Source organism: Streptomyces sp. NPDC043878, from assembly GCF_056435735.1.
The window spans coordinates 1-19,264 of record NZ_JBWKDW010000027.1; the positions used below are offsets into that span (position 1 = coordinate 1).

6 protein-coding genes are annotated in these 19,264 nt (G+C 69.6%); 5 read left to right on the forward strand and 1 reads right to left on the reverse strand.

Features of this window, described 5'->3' with window-relative positions; all coding sequences use genetic code 11:
• Positions 1 to 337: 337 nt before the first annotated feature.
• The 5 genes from AC07AZ_RS30615 (at position 338) to AC07AZ_RS30635 (ending at position 17,813) form a co-directional block, all read left to right on the forward strand.
• Positions 338 to 13,924 carry a thioesterase domain-containing protein gene (locus AC07AZ_RS30615; protein ID WP_478853460.1) on the forward strand — a complete coding sequence of 4,529 codons (13,587 nt, stop codon included), beginning with the start codon at positions 338 to 340 and terminating at the stop codon, positions 13,922 to 13,924.
• Between the two features lie 123 nt (positions 13,925 to 14,047).
• Positions 14,048 to 14,866 carry a type VII secretion system-associated protein gene (locus AC07AZ_RS30620; RefSeq protein ID WP_478853462.1) on the forward strand — a complete coding sequence of 273 codons (819 nt, stop codon included), beginning with the start codon at positions 14,048 to 14,050 and terminating at the stop codon, positions 14,864 to 14,866.
• 198 nt (positions 14,867 to 15,064) lie between these two features.
• Positions 15,065 to 15,961: a type VII secretion system-associated protein gene (locus AC07AZ_RS30625; RefSeq protein ID WP_478853464.1), complete on the forward strand. Its 897-nt coding sequence runs from the start codon at positions 15,065 to 15,067 to the stop codon at positions 15,959 to 15,961.
• Positions 15,962 to 16,276: 315 nt separating this feature from the next.
• Positions 16,277 to 16,528, forward strand: coding sequence for a hypothetical protein (locus AC07AZ_RS30630; protein WP_478853466.1), 252 nt, complete (start codon positions 16,277 to 16,279; stop codon positions 16,526 to 16,528).
• A 403-nt stretch (positions 16,529 to 16,931) separates the two neighbouring features.
• On the forward strand, positions 16,932 to 17,813 hold the full coding sequence (locus tag AC07AZ_RS30635; protein ID WP_478853468.1) for a hypothetical protein: 882 nt from the start codon (positions 16,932 to 16,934) through the stop codon (positions 17,811 to 17,813).
• Positions 17,814 to 18,782: 969 nt separating this feature from the next.
• On the opposite strand, the gene AC07AZ_RS30640 is transcribed toward AC07AZ_RS30635, so the two are convergent.
• Positions 18,783 to 19,139 (reverse strand): amidohydrolase family protein, encoded by a 357-nt coding sequence (locus AC07AZ_RS30640; RefSeq protein ID WP_478853470.1) that lies wholly within the window; start codon positions 19,137 to 19,139, stop codon positions 18,783 to 18,785.
• Positions 19,140 to 19,264: the final 125 nt, after the last annotated feature.

The window sequence follows — 19,264 nt, forward strand, 5'->3', positions numbered from 1 at the left end:
GTCCTCTTTCGGTGGCCCGCTCACCATCCAGGTCCTTGGGGAGCCGGGTACCGGGGCGCCGGGCCGGTGGTGGAGGAACGGCCTGCAGCAGCCAGCGACTCCCGGCGTCTCGGCTACGGCCTCAGCGGCACCCGGGGTGTTCGACGCGGACGGGCCGGCACCGGACGCGCCGACGCACGCGCAGACCGTCGGCGGGTTGCAGACGGGTGAGGATGCAGAGCACGCTCCGCCGAGCAGAACCGTGGAGCCGCGGTTCCCGTACCTCTACGCCGATAACCCCGGCGGAGGGCCCAGCCGGTACCAAGTGTTGAGCAAGCAGTATGAAGAAGCGCTCAGAATGGTGCTCTCCGTCCACTTCATGTCGCAGAAAGAAGTGCACAAGGCGCTCGACGCGCTGTTCGACTACTACGAACCGTACTTCGGTACGCACACGTTCGTATTGTTCGCGAACCGTCGTATTCCTCTGTCCCCGCAGCAACAGTTCACCCGTCTGAAGGACTCCGGGTCCGACGCCACCCTGGACGAGCGGATCGATGCCTTCGCGGATGCCGTATTCAGCAACCCCGCCTACCCGAATGCGCTGGCCAAGCTATGGGCCAGGAAGCCGGAGCTGAATCCGCAAGGACTGTCCGGCGTGCCCGACGCAGTGATCCCTTACTCCCCTGAGGTTCTTCAGCGGGCACGCGAGTACGGTCACGTGCTCGCCGACGGGCCGGCCGAGACGATCACCCACCTGATGCGTGTGTGGCGCGCGCTGGAGGTACCGGAGGGCAACCCGCTGGGCTTCCGCAACGCCCTGATCGCTTGGGGCCTGAGGCGCCACTCGTTGGCCGAGGTGTTGGCGGCCACTCAGAAGGCCGGCGTTCGCGATGAGACGGAGCCTTCTCGACCGGTTGACGCGGCCCGGCTCCATGCTTGGAGCGACGCCCAGTTCGATCCCCGTAGGATGATCGGGCATCTGCCAGAGCCGCTTCAAAAGACGTACGGAATGGGCAGCGCCGTATGGAATTCCCTGCGGCAACCGCATGAGCGGTGGTTCCATGAACTGTGGTCCGACTTTGACATCGGGACTCGCGAAACACTCGATTACATCGCCACCCTGGCCGAGCTGGAGGGCGCGAGCCTTGTTCTGCCGCCAGGCCTCCCTGCCCGCCGCCGTAGGGCCCTCATGGAGGTGTGGGAACGCCAGGGGACGAAAAACGGCGTCCGGAACCTCCGGGCTGGGCACCTGCTGGGCCTGTATCTGGCCACAGGCGCCGATCGGCGCCTCTTGCAGGTGCACCCGTCGCACAGCACAGGTTTCGCCCGGACCGACTCCCCGCCCTTGCGGCCGGAACTCATGGCACGCGACCTGGTCCTCGATGCATGGAAGGGAAGGGGTGAATACCCGGCGCTGTTCCGCAGCGACGAGGTGTTCCGTCAGCGACTCGCCCTGGCTGAGCAGGACAGGCGGGACGGTCGGAGGACGAGGCAACTGCGGGCACTGATCAGCCGAGCCGCCGAGTTGGCCGAACTGGGAAGCGCGTCCATCTACGGCGGGTACGAGGAACTGGCGTCCGAGGCAGCCGAACGGCTCATACCGGTCCATCGCCGGGCGTGGTTCGGCGAATGGACTTCCGGGCCGGTGGACGGGCCGCACACCTTCGGGGACGCGCAGGGAGTCATCCGTAAGGGACGGCTGCACCTCGTGTCGGTCAACAGGCGGGCTCTCCTGGACGACTTGTCGGCTTCCGCTGCGAAGCACGAGGGCGAACACCTGGTGTTGTACGAAGTGCTGACGTCCTCGGCGCGCGAAGTCTCACCGTTCCTCCCCGAGATCCGTGACACCGACCGGGGCAAGGCGCTGTATCCGGTCGAAGTGGCGTACCAGTACGGCGGCTACCGCATCGAGCGCGATGATCGGCTCGGCCTGAGCTACGTCGTGGCCACACTGGAGGAACTTCCCCAGCCGCTGGCGCCCGAGGTATGGGACCGGGAGTTCGTGAGCCGCACCATCCGGGATCGGAACGGCACACAGAGCGGCGTCTCTTTCGTCAGCTCCGCCGAATGGGCAGCAGGTTCCCGGGACAAGGTGAGGGAGGTCGTGCGGACCAGCACCTACCGCACGTTCCGGAATGGCAGGTCGAGCGATCAGGAGTATCCGGTCCTCTGGAAGCCCGGACAGGTGGGCTGGTTGGACTCGCACGGCAACGGACAGTCCCTCACCATCCCGTCGCGGTACGGCATGAAACAAGGGAGCGCTCCCCAGGTCGGCGCGTACGCGAGGCAGCATCTCCGCGCCCTCGGGGTTTCTGGCATCCCGATTGTGTACCTCGCCTGCTCGGCCGCGAAGGACCATGCCGTCAGCACTGTGATGGCACAGGAGCTCGCCGACTGGAGCGGGAACCTCGCTTTCGCCGCTCCCACCGTCGTCCGGTTCTCGCGGGCCGGACAGTCCATCACCGAGAGCGGACAACGCCTCCCCGGCGTGATCCTTGACTTGGAGGCCACCGCCGACCATCCGGCACCTCGGTTCGCCCCGTTCCAGCCCCGCTCGCTCACCGACGCGGTGGGCCCGGAGTCGCTCGCCCAGCAGGGTGCCTGGGCCGAGAGCCTGTACCGCGAGGAGGAATGGAAAGATCATGCCGAGGACTACGAAATCGCCCTGGCCGACAAGCTCGCCGCCAATGGCGCGGTGCTCGATGCCACGTGGGACGCGGTGGAGGCCGCCGGCGGAACCCGGCCTGCGACAACGGACATTTTCGAGGTGATGACCGAGTTCTTTGAACGGGCGCTTCCCCAGCATCCGTTGAAGGACTTCGACGCGACACCACCCTCTGACGAGTACCGGGACGAGTACGGTCGGCGTGGCGTGCGGATCACCAGAGAGCGGCGTGAACTGCCCGACCTGGTGTTCAAACGGTTCGCGGAACTGGCACATCCCTCCTACCCGCAGTTGCTGGCCTTCCGTAAGGCCGTGGTGGCATGGCTGGTCGGCACCGACAAGCCGTACGCGCACTCGCTGCACGAAGTGGTGCGTGCCTCGACGAAGGCCGAGGTCGGCTTCGATCACGTAACGGACGCCATCGCCGTGGCGGGCGACGGAGCGCACTTGTACCTGTGGGCGGATCAGGCCCTCGTGCCCGACGGCAGCGACACGCGTGTCGGACTGCCCCTGCCGATGAACACCCTCTACCGCACCCTCACCGAGGGCCTTCTGGAGCCGACCGTCACCGGTGATGGCTGGATTCCGAACGGTATCGTCCGTGTGATCCAGGGCAAGGTGGTCGACCACAACAACGTCAGCCATCGCGACGTACCCCTCAATGGGCTGAGCGAGCGGCTGGACGCTCTGGCGAACTGGCGAAAGCGCCACCAGGGGAGCCTGCGGAAGCTGCTGGACCAGGGGCACATCACCGCGCTCCACCTGTTGAGCGGGCCGGACGGATCGATCTTCCGTCTCTGGCGGGACGCGGGGACGCCGACCAGGAAGGGGCTGCGCCTGGGCCTGCACTCCATCGTGGAGTCGGAGTTCGACGGTCAACGGACCTTCCCGCGGATGTTGATGCGCGACGGCGAGTTCCGGCGCCACGCTCGGGCGGCCATCAGCCACCTGCAAAAAATGGACAAGGCCGAGCCCCAGCAGGTGGATAGGTACCGCGACAGGGTGGCTCACCGCAAGGACATGACGCTCGGTGCCGTCGACGGTGTGGCCGACCTGGTGTACGACGACATGCCGCTGCACACGGCGATGGCTTCCCAGGGCCTGACTCGTCTGCCGTCTGTCGGCGAGAACGTGTTCTGGGCGGACTATGAGCCCGCACCATTGACGGGAAGGGCCGGTGAGCAGCCCCCTGGTGAGCTGCACACGGTGTGGGTGCCGGAACTTCACGAGGCGTCGCTGCGCATGGACTTCGCCATGTCCAGGGTGGAGAGGGAGAGCGGCCGGATCCGGGTCTTCGAGGTCGAACGCGCCCGCCACGCGGTGGACGTGTCACCGATCGCGTGGAACCCCTCCCTGGGGCAGACGTTCTTCCGCCAGGAGACCCTGCTCGAGGTGCGCTCCCGCGAGATTCGCGAGTATGAGAACGAAGACGGCGACGTCACGCTGTATGAGCACGTGATCCTCCGCGAGGTGGACGAGCTGCCGCGTAAGGCCGCGGTCCCGGCGGGCCGGCAGGACGCCGCGCCCGCCACGTCGTCGAAGGAAGCGGCCCCTTCGGACACTACGCCGCCCATGAAGTGGTACCGGATCAAGAACGCCGACGGTGCCGCGGTGGTGTTGGCTCAGTTCACGCCGGAGGACTGGGAGCGGCGGGAGCCGGCCCTCCGGCGGCTGGCGGACGGGCCGAGGTACTTCGTTCACTGGAAGGCGGACAAGTCGGGGCAGCATGCGGCCCGCCAATCGCCCGTGGCGCAGCGCATCGAGGGTGGCGTGGCGTTCTACGCACGCCACGGGAGCTCCGAGCCGGCCGACCTGGCACGGATGCGCAAGCACCTGGACCTGGACTCGGTCGAGCACGTCATGCTGCTGGAGTGCGGCACGGAGGGGGCGGACGACAAGTCGTCGGACATCGAGTCGTCGGACATCGAGTCGTCGGACATCGAGGATCTGACGGTCAATGCGCGGGCGCAACGAAACCGCGAGGTCGCCAGGGCGCTGGGCAAGACGGTGTGGTGGCCGCTGGAGAAGGTGGCCGGTGTGCCTTCCCCCGATGGCACCTCGGCGCAGATCCACTTGCACGAGAATGACGAAGGCCTTCCCTCGAACATGCTGTACAGCGTCAAGGGGGGCCCCGCGCAAGCGGCTTTCGAAGGCGTGCCCAAGCCGAATCCGGTGCCCGAGGGCACCCGTTACCCCAGTGACGCCGACTGGAACTCCGGCCTGCCCGCCACCACCGTCGGCATCGGGGTCCGGCCGATCCTGGGCACGGACGCGAGCGCCCTTCTCCAGCCCCGCCCGGACCAGCCGTCACGTCGCTCGTCGACCGACTCCGAACCGCCGTCACCGACCGACTCCGAACCCCGCTCACCGATGCAGATCGATAAGCACACCGCGCAGACGAAATACGGCATCTCCGAGGACGACTACGCCAAGTTCCGCCGGATCTCCCACTCCCGGAACGTCGTGATCGACGTGCTCCCCGGCAACCCGGCCGCCCCCAAGTGGCGTGCCGAGGGCGCCATACCCAAGCCCTCGGCGGTGAAGGCCAAGTCCATCAACGAGACCGATGTCCCCCTGGGCGCCGACCCGCGGACCGTCGGCCTCGTCGGGTTCTTCGAACCCCGGCTGCCCAGCCGGGGCGACCGGGACGACGCCACGTGGGAGGCGCTGCTCGCCCGCCACAACGAGCGCCGGTACGAGTACGCGCAACTGGAGCCGGTGATGCGGCGTCTGTCGGAGGCAGGCGTCATCTCCGTGGAGGACGGTGTCGTCCACGGTGTCAAGGACGGCCGGCGCACCGCCATGAGCGGCGACGAGGACATCTACGACATCACCCGCCCCGACGGCACCCGCGTCTCCGACGAGGTCCACGACGAGATCATCAAGGAGATGGAGGACGCGGGCACGGCCGTCACCCACGGCGGCCTCCGGTTCTGGCGCCCGGCGTCGCCGTTCAGCGAGTCCATCCGCGACAAGATAGTCGCCAAGCACGCCGTTGGTGGTGAGCCCCTGGTCCGGTTCGTCCCCGCGGACGGGTTCGCCCACCTCGCGTGGGACGGTACGGCGTCGCAGGGGGTCGGTGACCCTCGGGCGGGCCGGTCCGCCTCCGTGCCGGGCGGTCAGGCCGGCCGGCCGCGGCGGATGCGTCTGCATCCCTACCTGGAATCCATGCAGGCGGCGGGCAGCGCCTCCTTCCACGACCTGGAGGGCACCGACTGGGTCGCCGATATCATCAGCATCCGCACCGGCGGCGGGAACGCCGACACGATCATCGAGCAGCTCGCCCTGCGCGCCGGCAGCTTCCTCGGCGGCGGGCGCACCTTCCAGATCCTCGGTGGCGACGGCAGTTGGTACGACGTGACCGTCGCCGTCCGTTCTTCCCCGCGAGAGCGGCCCCCGCTGATCCACATGCCCATGGAGTCGTCGTCCCGGGCGCACAGTGCCTCCACGCCCCTAGGGGCGATAACAGAGGAACAGAACACCGGCGACCTCTCGTCCGGGTATTCCGAGAGCAAGGTCGCAGTCGACACCACCCGCTCGCACACCCGGTCCCGTGGTGTCGCCCTCCGGGGCGCGGGCATGCTGCTGCTGCCGACCTCCGTGCCCGGTCTGCTCGCCGGCGCCACAGCCTCGGTGAACATCCCGGTCCGCCGGGTGTCCACGACCACCGGGACCAAGCAGTCGGTGGCCCGGGATGGCGGACAATACGCCGAGACCACGGTGGACGTGCCCCGGCTGATCCAGTTCATCGTCACGGCCCAGAAGGCAGGCGTACCGGCCTCCTCGACCATCCGGAGGGAGGGCCGGGCCACCGCCACCGTCCCGGTCGATCACCTCGTTCCGGACGGCACCCCCTACCGGTCGGCAGAACTGCGGCCGGTCTCCGCCGACCTGGCCCGGAAGGTCGCCACCGCCGACTCCCTGCTTCCGATGGCCGTCAGCGGAAACAGCTCCCCGGCCGACCGCCGACGGGGGCTGTTCAGCACCATCGCGGGCGTGGTGCATCCCGCGCTCACCGCTCCCGGCTCGCCCGGCCGGGACCTGGTGTTCGACGCCTCGACCGCCGATGGCGTGAAGCGGGATCTGCTCGCGACGCTCAGTGGATGGGTGGACTCCGGGGAACTGCGCGGCAAGGACGACAGCGTGCACGGTGGCTACCGCCACCGTGCCACGATCACCCACATCGCGCCCGCGTACGACCTCGGCAGCCCGTGGGCCAGGAGTGACCAGAAATCCAAGAGCGAGCACTCCGTCGTGGTTGGTCGCGAGCGAGGCGCCGAGATCGCGTTCGGGCCGGCCGTCGGTGTGGGGTTGATGGGCGGTGGGCCCAGGGCGCGGGCTTGGTTCAGCCCGCTGTTCGGCCGTCAGCGGCGGAGGTTCTCCTCGTCGGCCACGTCCGTATCCGCTCGGCAGGGTGCCGATACCAAGGGCGGCCGGGTGCTGTACGAAGCCAGGGTGCGGCTGGACTACGAGGGCTCCGGGCCGCTCAGCCCCGCGATGCGGGCGGGGCGTGCCTACCCCTATGGGCAGTCCACCGTGACCACTTGGTTCAGCCTGCGGGCGGACGAGGCGGCGTTCCTCGGGCTGCCGCTGCCGACCGGTCTGCTGGAGAGGCCACTGGTCAAGCACCCCGGCGTGCAGCGGACCCTGCTGGCCGGCCCGCGTGGCTTCAGCACCGCCATGTCCCGCTTCGACACCACCCGCCTCGTCGAGGAGATCGAGAAGGTCTTCGCCGGGGACGAGCGACTCGAGGGCCTGCTGCCGAGATTCGGGTCGGCGAACCGCACCGATGGTGGTCTGATCGACAAGCTGTGGCGTCCCACTGGGGCCACGGCCGATGGGGACCGGGCGTTGACGAACCACCGGACCCTGACCGCGACCCTGTCGGACACCCATTTGCGTGCCCACAAGGACGTGCTGTTCACCCAGGGCGTGGTGGCCGTCCTGCGCGGCAAGGGCGTCGCCCACAACAAGTACGCCCTGGTGCGCGTCAGGGGCCTGGACTCAGGTCCGAGCGAGTACCTGGGTGACGCCGACGACTGGAAGGTGCGCAGCGCTCTCGAACTCAGCACCGCCGTAGTCAGCGGAGCGTCGGGCAGCCAGGTCTTCGGCCTTCGCGTGGGGGGGGCCGGCAAGCCCATCCCCGGCCACCTGTACTTCAGCGGAAACGGCGCCCTTGCCTTCTCCAGCGCGCGGTCCCGCGCGGGCGGGCCCAGCGCGTCGAACAAGTCCGCCAGTGACGGCTCCGCACAGACCGCCCTGCACACGACGATGCTGGGCTTCGACGTCGAGATCACCCTGGTCGAACGTCCGCGCTCCTGGAAACGCGTGGTCACACCGGGCCGCCCGGGACGGCAGTCGCCCGAGGTCCAGGTGATTGCCCGCACCGGGGACGTCTCCGGCCGGTCCGACGTTCACCAACTGCGTGTCGACCCCGTTCAGGTGCGGCTGAGCACCCCCGTCCCGTTCACCCTCACCCCACGCCAGCGCACACTGATGAGCGCGCCGGGCCCGGCCCGCCCGGTGCAGGTGCCGCCGCCGCGGGGCATCAGCACGATGTACGACCCGCGGTGGGCCGCCCCGTCGGATGGGGAGAAACGCCTACGGGAGTGGGTGCACATCGAGGACATCGGTGACGGCAGGGAGTTCCAGCAGCTGGCGCTGAACCTGCTCGCGAAGGCGGCCGGTGACGACGAGGCGCTGTCCACAACCGGACTCGATCCCGCCCTGTCGATCGAGGACCGGCTCAGCCCGAGTTCCGTCGCCATCGGCCTGGGCCGGGGAGCCGGTGTCACGCTTGTCGGCGACCTGTACTACAAGCGGCGTGCCGGCTCCGTCACCGGCGCGCTCGGACAGCGTGCCGAGCTGGTCAATCCGGTGGTGATCCATGTTGCCGAAGGCCCGGAGACCAAAAACGGCATGACGGCTGCCCATCAGGCGATGACGTCGAAGTCCGGGGGCTGGTCGCTGGCGTTCACAGGGACGGCCGGCGGTGCCGGCAACATGCACCCCAGGGTGTGGACCTTGGGCGGGCTCAGCGGCAGCTACGGCTGGGGCCGGTCCAAGTCGCGGGAGCAGAACACGTCGGGGTCCATCGAGCGCGTCGCCGTCACCACCAAGGACACCCGGCTGGTCCTGGTCCAGGCGGACCTGAGGCTGTTCCAGGCCGCCGAGGTGTCGGTGACGGCGGGATCGGACGGCACCGAGTTCGGCGGCATCCTGCAACCCAAGACGGCCGCCGTCTGGATGACCGCAGAGCAGGCGCGCAACCAGGGGTTGGGCGACGAACTCGACGACTGGCTGCGTGCTCGCGACGCGGAGACGGCAGCCGACCAGGGAACGGAGCCGATTGCGTCCGAGGCCCCGTCGACCACCCCCTCCGAACCGTCCGCGGAGGAGCTGCGGGGGCTGCAGCTGGCCGGTGACGGGCCGCTGGGTCTGGGAATGCCCGAGGACCTGCCGGACTTCGGCCACCTGGTCGCGCTGCTCAAGGCCGAGCTCGCGGAGGCACGGGGCCGGGAGTTCGCCGACACCCTGCTGCCCGAGCGGCTACTGGATGACCGGTACCGCAACACCCAACGGCTGGCCGCCATCCTCGACCGTGTCAGCGTTCCCGCGCTGCTGTCCGGGGCGATGGACGGCGGGGTGCGGGTGGAGCTGTTCGCCAGCGGTCGCTTCGGCCTCCACGTGTACACGGCCCGCTTCTCCGTGCGCCGTGACGCCGGAGTGTTCCACGAACGTCCCGGCGAATCACGCGGCTTCGAGTACGGCAGTACGGTATCGGTCGCGGAGAGCGTCTCCCGGGGGAAGAGCACCGGCTTCGGCCTGGACGCGCAGTTGCTTCCCGTCCCTTCCGTGTCGGGCAACGCGGCGCACGGTGCCGTCCAGGTGCCGCTGGGAGTGCACTTCGAGGGGATAAGCCCCCAGAACCATGGGGTCACCAGCGAATACGTGCACAGCGTCAACGTGGTGGTGTCGGCGGATGACGACCAGGTACGTCTGCGCGTCCCGTTCACCGCCACGCTGGGCCTGTACGACGGTGGCCTCTTGGAGCACGGTGTCCCGATCGCCTCTGTCGGGTTGGATCTGCCACCCGAGTCGGGCCGGGGACCGGGAGGCACACCCGGCCGAGTGCTGGGCGAGGTCGACGACGACGGCAGCCTCCTCACCGATAACGCCGTCGGTCCGCATGCCACCGCACGGCCGTCCTTCCTCTTCCGGGTACCGGTCGCGGACCTGAAAGCACTGGCCCATGTCAGTCCGCCCCGGGCGCGCATCCTCAGTCCCGACGACCTGGCGACGCCGCTGGAGGAGTGGCGCAGCAAGGGCGTACGTCTCCCGCGGGAGGCCCAGGCCAACACCTTCCAGGGAACACAGGCCGCACAGCGCGGGCTCGCCGTGCTGGCCAAGGAGGTCGGCGGTGGGGAGGAGTTCCGCACCACCGGCCGGTCCACCTCCCACACCGTTCAGGAAGCCGTCTCCACCGAGTGGCTGAGCGCCGCGCTGCCCGTGCTTGCCGCCAGGGGGCTGACGCTGCCCGAGGCCCATGTCCCGGCGCTTCTGAGGCGCCAGGGCCTCAACGTGGCGCTGTATGCCCGGCTCACCGACGGCGAGGTGCTGGGGCCCGTGGGCGAGACGTGTTTCCAGGTGCTCGACGGCGGCGAGGCGGGGCGACCGAAACGGGGAGACGAGCGCGCCGACGCCCGAGAGGATCAGGCCGGTGGCTGGCAGGGCGGTGGCGGCTGGCTGCGTTACGCGCTGAACGACCTGTACGACGCCCGGGGCGATGTCGCCCTGCCCGGCGAGAAGTCCGCACTCGCCTCCCAGAACGCCTACGGGCACGCCACCATACCCATGCCCTCCGGCCCCGGCGTGCTGGTCCAGTTCCGAAGCGTCGATCTGCGGATGGTCGCCACGCTGAAGCGGCGTCTCGGCGGCATGGCCGACATCGGCGACATCCGTGGTACGCACGACGTGGCGTTGGAACATCCGGTCGTGATCCGCATGTTCCGCATGTCCGCGGCCCAGCTGCTGGCCGACGGGGCCATCACCGACCCGCGGGGCCACGTTCGTGCCAGGTCGGGCCCCGGCGGGACCGACCGCCAGGGGAGTGCCATCCAGCACGAGATCGTGGGCGAGGGCGGTGTCGGGAACGCGGACTCGGCGGGCCCGGTGCCCATTCCGATGACACCGGTGGTCGGGAGCGAGGACCGGTTGTCCGCCGAGCCCGACGAGCCGGAGACTCCGACGGCGTCCGCCGAAGCCGGCGCGTCGGCCGGGGCCGAGCTGATCTACGCGGGCAGTACGCCCAAGCCCTTTTCCTCCGCCGGGCAGCCGCTGTCCCGGCTGCTGCCGGAAGGCTCGTGGTGGCGGCTGTTCATCGACCCCAACACGCACGCCGAGGCGTTCCGCAGGTCACCGGAGGATGTCGGCGGCCATCTGGACAAGACCAAGTACCCCGGCTACCGGCAGAGCATGACCGAGGTGTACCGGGAGGTCCTGGACGGTCGGGGGACCGGGCGTGACTGGTCGCGCATCGACGCCGTCGCGTACGAGGAACTGCACGACATGGTTACTCGCCACCTCGTGCTGGGCACCCATTCGAATGCGGACACCGTCAATCGGAATGTGGCCACCAAGTGGTCGCAGAACGATCACCGCACCACTCATCGCGGTACGGGTACTCACCGTGTGGCTTCCGACCTGGCCGATGAAGTGCTGCTGGGCCGCCGCCTGCTGTTCCACATCAACGAGGGGCAGCGGCCGGCTGCCGCCCCGCTGGTGATCGCATACCACTCGGAGCGCGGCCCTCGGATCTCCCTCAATTACGGGCCTGGAGAAGCGCCCTTGCTGGTGGACGCCGCGCTGGACCGCTACTACGACGAGGTGGCGGTGGCTGCCGGGTCCGAGGAGAAGCTTCGGGCCATCGCCCGGGTGACGCGGGCGCTGCAGATCCTGCAGCCCATGACGGATGCCAACAGCCGTCTCAACGTCCACACCCTGATGCAGAAGTTCCTGCGGGAACAGGGATTCCGTCCGGCTGTGCTGATGGACTCCTACTCCCTGTTTCTCGGCGGTTACACCGCGGGGGAGATCGCCGAACGCCTCGAGGAGGGTATGGCGCGGTTCGACCAGCACGTCCGCTGGTCCGGCTGGGACGCTTTCAGCCAGCCCCAGGAGTCACTGGTGGCCAGGCAGGCGGGCCAACTGGCCGCGGCGATGGGGATCACCGGCGCCACCGAGGACGAGCGCCGCCGACAGGCCATCGACACGGTGCGGACGGCGCGGGCCCTGTTCGGCCACGAGACGACCGGTCGGGGCGAAGCCGTTCCGCAACTGGCGGCCATCCGCGCGCTGAGCCAGGTGGCCGAGGAGCGCCACCCGGAGCACGCTGCGTATGTGTCGGTCCTCGCATACGCAGCGGAGGTCTTCAATCTCCCGTCGGTCGACACGGTGAACGATGACCACCTCCACGCGCTGATCACGGCCGCCGACCGCGCGTCCGCTGAGGGCCGACCGCTCCGTCCCGACGTACTCCGCGACCCCGCCCCGACGCTGCCGTCGGACGACAGCGTGTCCGTCTCGCCCGGTGGCGGGTCCGTCTCAGAGGACAGCGAGTCTGTCTCGCCCGGTGGCGGGTCCGTCTCGGACGACAGCGTGTCCGTCTCGCCCGGTGGCGTGTCCGTCTCGCCCAGTGGCGGGTCCGTCTCAGAGGACAGCGAGTCTGTCTCGCCCGGTGGCGGGTCCGTCTCGGAGGATGAGCGGAAACCGTTGGTCTTCCTGGTGTCGGAGCTGGCCGGTGACGGTCCGCTGGGCAGCGTCGAGGACCTTGTCGAGGCGTTGATGCCTTCTTTGGCGAAGGAGCCGTTCGGTGGGTTCCGGCTGGTGCTGCGGGCCGATGCGGGGTCGTTGGGGTCCGATCCGGCTGGGTTGGTCTCAGGTCTGGCGGCTGAGCTGAACGCGCCGGTGGAGCTGTCGCAGGCAGTGGCCGACGGCACTGTGTGGAAGCTGCGGTTCGACGAGAGAGGCTTCCGACGGGATGCGGTACTGCTGTCGTCCGGAGTCGCTTTGCGCCCAACGGTGCGGCCGGATGACAGCGAGTCTGCATCGGATGGGTCGAGGCCCGGCGGCTCGGTGGGGGAGGCCGACGGGCAGGCGTTGGAGGGCGGGGCTGCGGTCCCGACGGGGGAGGGGGGAGACCCCGCGCGGCCGTCCGGCCGGGCGGGGCGGGACGGGCAGCCGGTAGGCGCCGCCGAGGCCCCGGTCCAGGAGCGGAAATCGCTGGACTTCGTGGTGTCGGAGTTGGCCGCTGATGGTTCGCTGGGCAGCGTCGAGGGTCTTGTCGGGGCGTTGATGCCTTCTTTGGCGAAGGAGACGCTCGGTGGGTTCCGGCTGGTGCTGCGGGCCGATGCGGGGTCGTTGGGGTCCGATCCGGCTGGGTTGGTCTCGGGCCTGGCGGCTGAGCTGAACGCGCCGGTGGAGCTGTTGCTGGCGGGGTCCGACGGCATTGTGTGGAGACTGCGGTTCGACGAGAGGGGCTCCCGCAAGGACATGGGGCCGGTGAGCCCGGAGGACCTCTCGGCCTCGGCGCTCCCCAAGGTCGAACAGGATGCCGTGGGGCCGGTGCTCGGCTCGCCCGCGTTCGGTTCGGACCTGCGCGCCCCCGAGCCGGAACCGGTAGATACCGTGCCGGACGGCGGCCCGGGGACCGGGCCGGATTCGACGGTGCCGTACCAGCCCACTGGCCCCGCCACCGCCGAGCTCCCCCCCGGTACGGTGTTCGTCCCGCACCCTGCCGGGGGATCCGGCGACGCCTTCGGCGAGGCACTGGCCCGCGCTCTGGAGGGGGCGGGCGTGGATCTGCCGGTGGCCGCGAGCGGCCTGCGTGACTGGGCCGTCGCCCGGGTGACCGAGGCCGATCTGCCGGACGCCGCCCTGCCACCGCTGGACGGTACCCGTGAGGTCAGCCTCGCGAAGCTGAAGGCGGCGCGCGTACAGCTGGACCCCGGTCAGGAGATGCGGGCGGTCCTCGAGGAGCAGTTGCCGGCCGGTGAGTTCGAGCCCACGCCGGTCGAGCGCTTCCGGTTGCTGGCCGGTGCCGCCGACCTCTCCGTCGACCCGGTCGCCGCCTCGTTCGCGGTCGACGCGGCCGTGGCCGCAGCGGTCGCGCGGGAGCTGGGTGTCGCCGTTGCCGTCGCCGGGCCGGACAGTGCGCTGAGCTTGTACGGTCCGGCCCCCGACACCCGGCTGTCGGTACCGGAGGAAGGGCGGCCACAGTGATCCCGGACACGCCGATCGACGACGAACCCGCGGATTTCCGGGAGTTGAGTACCGGCTTCCTGCCAGGCCCTCACATCGACGACCGTCACCGTCAAGACGGCGAGCAGCGAGTAAGGAACCAAAGTGAGCAACTCGGCACAGAACACCCGGTCGGCAGCGGTGACTGAAACGGCTGGATCCGCTGAGCCGGCCGACACCGCCGCCCAGCCCGAGTACGTCGAGGGCGCAACGGAGAACATGCCGCCCGTTCCCGACGAGATCCGCGAGGCCGCCCGGCTCGCGCCCGACCACTGGCTCGGCATGGTCGACCCCACGTGGCGCGGCGAGGGCTCGCCACCCGCATGGGCCATCGTCGGTCAGTGGCGGTCGGGTCTGGACGGCGAGATCGTCGAGTGGCAGGACAACGAGGAGTACCGTCCGTCTCCGAAGGCACTCGGCTGGCCCGAGCCCGCCGACGCCGTCGACGCGGCGGTGCAGCTTGCCGCGACCGGCTACGGGCCGGGCGAGGACGTGACCCGGGCGCTGGCCGGTCTGTCGGAGGCCGCGGTGTTCGTCACCCCCGACGGCGATCCGCTGCCCGCCACCGCCCCGGACGGCGAGACCCCCGTCGTGCCGTTGTTCACCTCCCCGGTCTACCTGCACACCTCAGGCCGCCTGGCGTTCGAGCTCATGTCCGTCTGCGACGTGCTGGACCGGTTGCCCGAGGGCCACCTTCTCTACCTCAATCCGTCGGCACCGGTGAGCATGACCGTGGAGACCGACAGGTTGCGTGAGGCGCTCGCCGGGGACACCGTCGAGGCCTCGAGCGAGGAAGAGGCCGACCACGGCACACCGTCACGCCCGGCCACCACCGGCGGCCCGGTCGGTACTCCGGGCCGTTCCTCCGGACGAGGGGGAGCGATGGAGGACGTGGTTTCGCGGCCGGCGCAAGCCTTTCTGTGACACCCGGAGGCGGGCCGGAGCGGTGCCGGCTCGGACGAGGCTTCTCCTCTGCACGAGGGGCGCCCCCACTGGAGCCGGCGCTGCCGTACTTCTTCCTCGTACCGGTGGAGCGGTGAAGGTCCGCCAGAACGCGAACGACCGTATGTGACGTCCCGGCCGAACGCGATGTCACGCAGCACACCTATGGAGTACACACCCATGTCGAGTTCATCAGGGATTCCGGGCGACAGGCCCGCAGAGACCACCGACGAGGACGCGGAAACCCGGCCCGATGACAGGAGTTCAAGCGCCTCGGGCGTCCAAGGTGGTCCAGGGGCGGTACTGAAGGGCCAGGAGGGGTTCCGGGAGCCGCCGGAGGAGTTCGTCAAGGCCGCCAAGGTGGCGCCCAATCACTGGTTGTCCGTGATCGACCGGCACTGGAGCGGCGACGAGGGCGAACCCCCTCCGTCCTGGGCCTCGTTGGAGCGGTGGCGCAGCGATGAGCAGGGGGAGATCGTCGAGTGGGAGGTCAACACCGAGTACCGTCCTTCCCCCGACGCGTACGGCTGGGCCCGTCCGGTCAGCCCGGCGGACGCCGCCGTGCAACTGGTCGCCACCGGATACGGCTCGGAGGAGTTGTTCGCCCTGGTGCTCGCGGACGCCGAAGTGGCCGTATGCGTCGACGAGGACGGCGGACTGGCGGTCAGCGAGGCCTCGGACGGAACACCCGTGGTGGCGGTCTTCTCCACGTCACCGGAGTTGGACGAGGACAGACTGCCCCCGCATGAGGTGATGTCGGTGCCCGACCTGCTGGAGATACTGCCGGAGGGGAAGGAGGTGCTGTTCCTCAGCTCCTCCGCTCCGGTGGGGCAAGTCGTCACGGCGAGCGCACTGCGGGAGAGCAAGGCCGAACTGGACCGGTACGAGGCGGAGGGCGGCGGGGACGAGTGGCCCGAGCCCGACACGGCCGTCGGCTGGCCGGTGCCCGAGACGGACGGCGGCCTGGCGGACCTCCTCGCGAACATGCCGGACATCGCGACGGTCGGGGGCCCGCCGGACACCGCGGACTCCAGGGACCCCATGGACTTCACCACTGACCGTGGGAAAAGAGCCTGATGCCATGACGGCGGCCCCGGCGGAAGCCGCGGGCCGCACCGCGGAAGTCCACAGGTGGCGGTCTGCTTGCGGATGAGGGCCACTCGTGGCTCGCCTGCGGGTCCTGCGCCTGCCGTCCCCGTCGCGGCTCCGGTCCGGAGGGTCACCCCGCCCACGCAGGACACGGTGGTGATCGTGACGATACGCCCGGACGGGTCCTGCTCGCCGACCGATTCGCGAGGACCGACCGGCGCCTTCCCTGCCTCGGCCATCACGCATCCAGTGATGCCTGCACTGCCTTCGCCACGTCGTCCGCGTGCGGGATGATCGCTTCGTGTGTCCCCGGCACGAGCACGGGCTCAACGCCGAGACGTCACCGCGCGGCGCCTGGCCGCACTGAAGGCGTTGCGCGACGGGGGCGACGCCGAGTCGGCCACCGACACGCTGTGGCCCTACCTCAACAACGGGGCGTACCTCGCCTTGACCGGGGACAACCACTGGTCACTCGACAATGCCGAGGAGTGGCTGCTCGAGTCCCCGCGAACGGCACTGCTCAACCCGGCGACCCAACAAACCCGAAAGCCCTGATCAGCCCCGTCCCGGCAATGCCGGACGTCCGAGGGACAGCACCAGGTCCGGAGCCGGACCGCGTTCTCATGTGTCGGCCACAGCTGAAAAAGTGATCCAGAACCACCACTCGCGCGTCGCCGCCCCTGGCCCCGGCGGATTTCTAGGTGCCCCCGCAGCGTACTGATCTCCCATGACGATGGCCGTGGGACATCACGCGTGCCCCGGTCGGTTACCCAGAGTCGGTACAGACGGGAAGACCTGGTGGTCTTCCGTACCGTTTTCGCTCAGCGGCCCGCAATGAACCGCGAGCCCGTACCTAGAGTCACCGGCGGTGCCATCCAGCACGGCCCTTCCAGCGGGTGCCGGTACGGCGTGCTTCCGCGGTGCGCACCTGAACCCCCGAACTCCGCAGGAGAACGCGATGAGCATCCCGTACTCGTCCCCTGGACTCAAACGGGACGTACGCTCGGTGCCCGTACCGCTTCGGATACCTGGCAGCGCCGAATACCGGGTGCAGCCCGTGCCGCACGCCGCGCGGATCATCCCGACAGGTGGACGGGGCATCGCCTGGGACCGACTCCGGCTATGGCGCACATACGGAGATCGGTACCGCGAGGCGATGGCCAGCGCGCAAGAGGCGTTGACTCGGCCCCTGGGCCCGACGGGCGGCATCCGTCACAACCGTGTCGACGTGCTCGCCGACCTGGCGGCCGTCCACCTGTACCTGACCGAGGAGTGGGAGAAACTCGACGAGGCGTTGTCCGAGGGAACGGTGGGCGGACACCTGTCGCTCGCCCGGTGCCTCGCGTCGGGACTGCGTCGACTGGCCTCCTACCGAGGTCCGGCGATCGTACGCACCAGCACGGTCGAAGCGGTGACGGACTGGTATCGCGAGAACCGGGTCGTCACGGAGCAGGGCTTCTGGACGGCCTCGGCATCGGCAGCCGCGCTGCGTGAGGGGGGACCCGGCTTCGTCGTGTGGTCGCTGACCGCACGACGAACCGCGGCGGTTGCCCCACACGCCCCGGAGCAACTGATCTTTCTGCCCGGCACGCGGTTCAAAGTGCTGCGGGTGATCGACGGACGACAGCCCCTCGTGCTGATGCGTGAAATGTTCCCGCCGGAGCCGGCCGGACACCAGCCCGACGACGCCGGCGGGGACGGATCCACGTGGCTGGACGAGAGCACACTGGCTGATCTGGAGAGCATGACAGCCGACTCGCCTGCGGCGAACCCGTTCATGTCAGTCGCCTCCATTGTCACCGGTCCGCGGCAACGACCCCCCGGACTGATCGTCATGTAACGGACCGGCAGGCACCCTGCTCCTTGAACCGCGCCTGCCTGCCCGGAGAAAAACAGACCGACGGAGAGACGGACATGGACGAGCGAGCGGCGATCCCGGACGAAGAGACTGAACCGGAGGAGTCGAAGGAGGCCATCAGGGCCGCGCTTTGGGAGGCCTGGACGGCAGGGGACGGGCGGAAGGGACGGGGAAGCGGGGGCCCGTCGCGTCCGGCGCCATGGACCATTGCCCAGTCTTTTCCGAGTAATGCTGGGCCCCCCGGCGCCGATGCATGGCCACTGGGCTCCCGCGTCATGGAGGCAGAAAGGGCGGATCCCGCACACAGGTCAGGCTCAGGCGAACGCCGCCTCGATCTGCCGGCCGAGCGCCGCGAAATCGGCAGGAGCGTCGACGGCGGCGAGAGGTGCGTAGCCGATGAGCGGGCCCGAGTCGCCTCGGCCCGGGTCGTGTCCGCCGCGGTCGGCTCCGCGCCCTGGGCCCCCTCGCGGTCTCTCGCGTACTAACCGGCGAGTCCCCTGCCGAGGGGTCATCGCCAACAACCTCTGGCTCCGCCACCGCGCCGCCGCCCTCAACCTCCGCCGACTGATCAACCTCGGACTCACCCGAACCCGAACCACCTGGCACCTCACCCCTGCCAACGCATAGTGGAAAGGGCCGCCCGGCCCACGGCCGGACAGCCCCAACAACAAGATTTTCAGCAGCCTTTTAGTAGGACTCCGTTAAGATCTGCGTGGAGGCGACAGCCCACGAAGCGTGCCGGTAAGGCGAGTTGGACACCCGATCGGGCGGGGCCACCGTCCCTGGCCTGCGGATTCCGGTGGCTTGATCCCCTACACCACCTGGCTGGACGCCATCCGCTGTGGCTGCGACCCGGTCGTGGATACGGATCAGGGGCGCACGTTTGACCGGCAACCGGGGGCCGGGGGTGAACCCGCGAACAGGGTCAGTCGCGGGTGCTGCCGAACCCGGTCAGGCGGCCTCGAGGGCGGGAGCACAGGCGCAGCCGGCCAGTCGCGCGGGCAGCGCCGCGGCGGCCTCGACGTCGCTGAGCATGCGCTCCCGGCGTTCGGCGCTGATCAGCGTGCCCCGCGCCACCACCGCGTGCAGGCGCTTGGTGTTACGGATGTCGGCGAGGGGGTCGGCATCCAGGACCACGAGGTCGGCGATCGCGTCGCGCCGTACGACACCCACCTCCTGCAGTCCGAGGAAGGCGGCGGGCATGCTGGTGACCGCCCGCAGTGCCTGCATCGGGCTGAAGCCCGCTTCGACCAGGTTCGCGACGCTGTCTGGGCCGCACGTTCGACAGCCGATGGCGCCGATCGTCACGCCACCGAGCCGTGACGCTCCACACAGCGAGCTGGGAGCACCTCTCTACGCGAACCAGTGGGTTCCGGCAACAGCCCGACCGCACCGGCTCTCCGCGGCGGCGGCCGGGTGGCCCACACGGCTTT

Excerpts from the sequence above, each read along its gene's own strand:
- AC07AZ_RS30615 (WP_478853460.1), top strand. The coding sequence starts at position 338 with ATGGTGCTCTCCGTCCACTTCATGTCGCAGAAAGAAGTGCACAAGGCG.
- AC07AZ_RS30625 (WP_478853464.1), top strand. The coding sequence starts at position 15,065 with ATGTCGAGTTCATCAGGGATTCCGGGCGACAGGCCCGCAGAGACCACC.
- AC07AZ_RS30635 (WP_478853468.1), top strand. The coding sequence starts at position 16,932 with ATGAGCATCCCGTACTCGTCCCCTGGACTCAAACGGGACGTACGCTCG.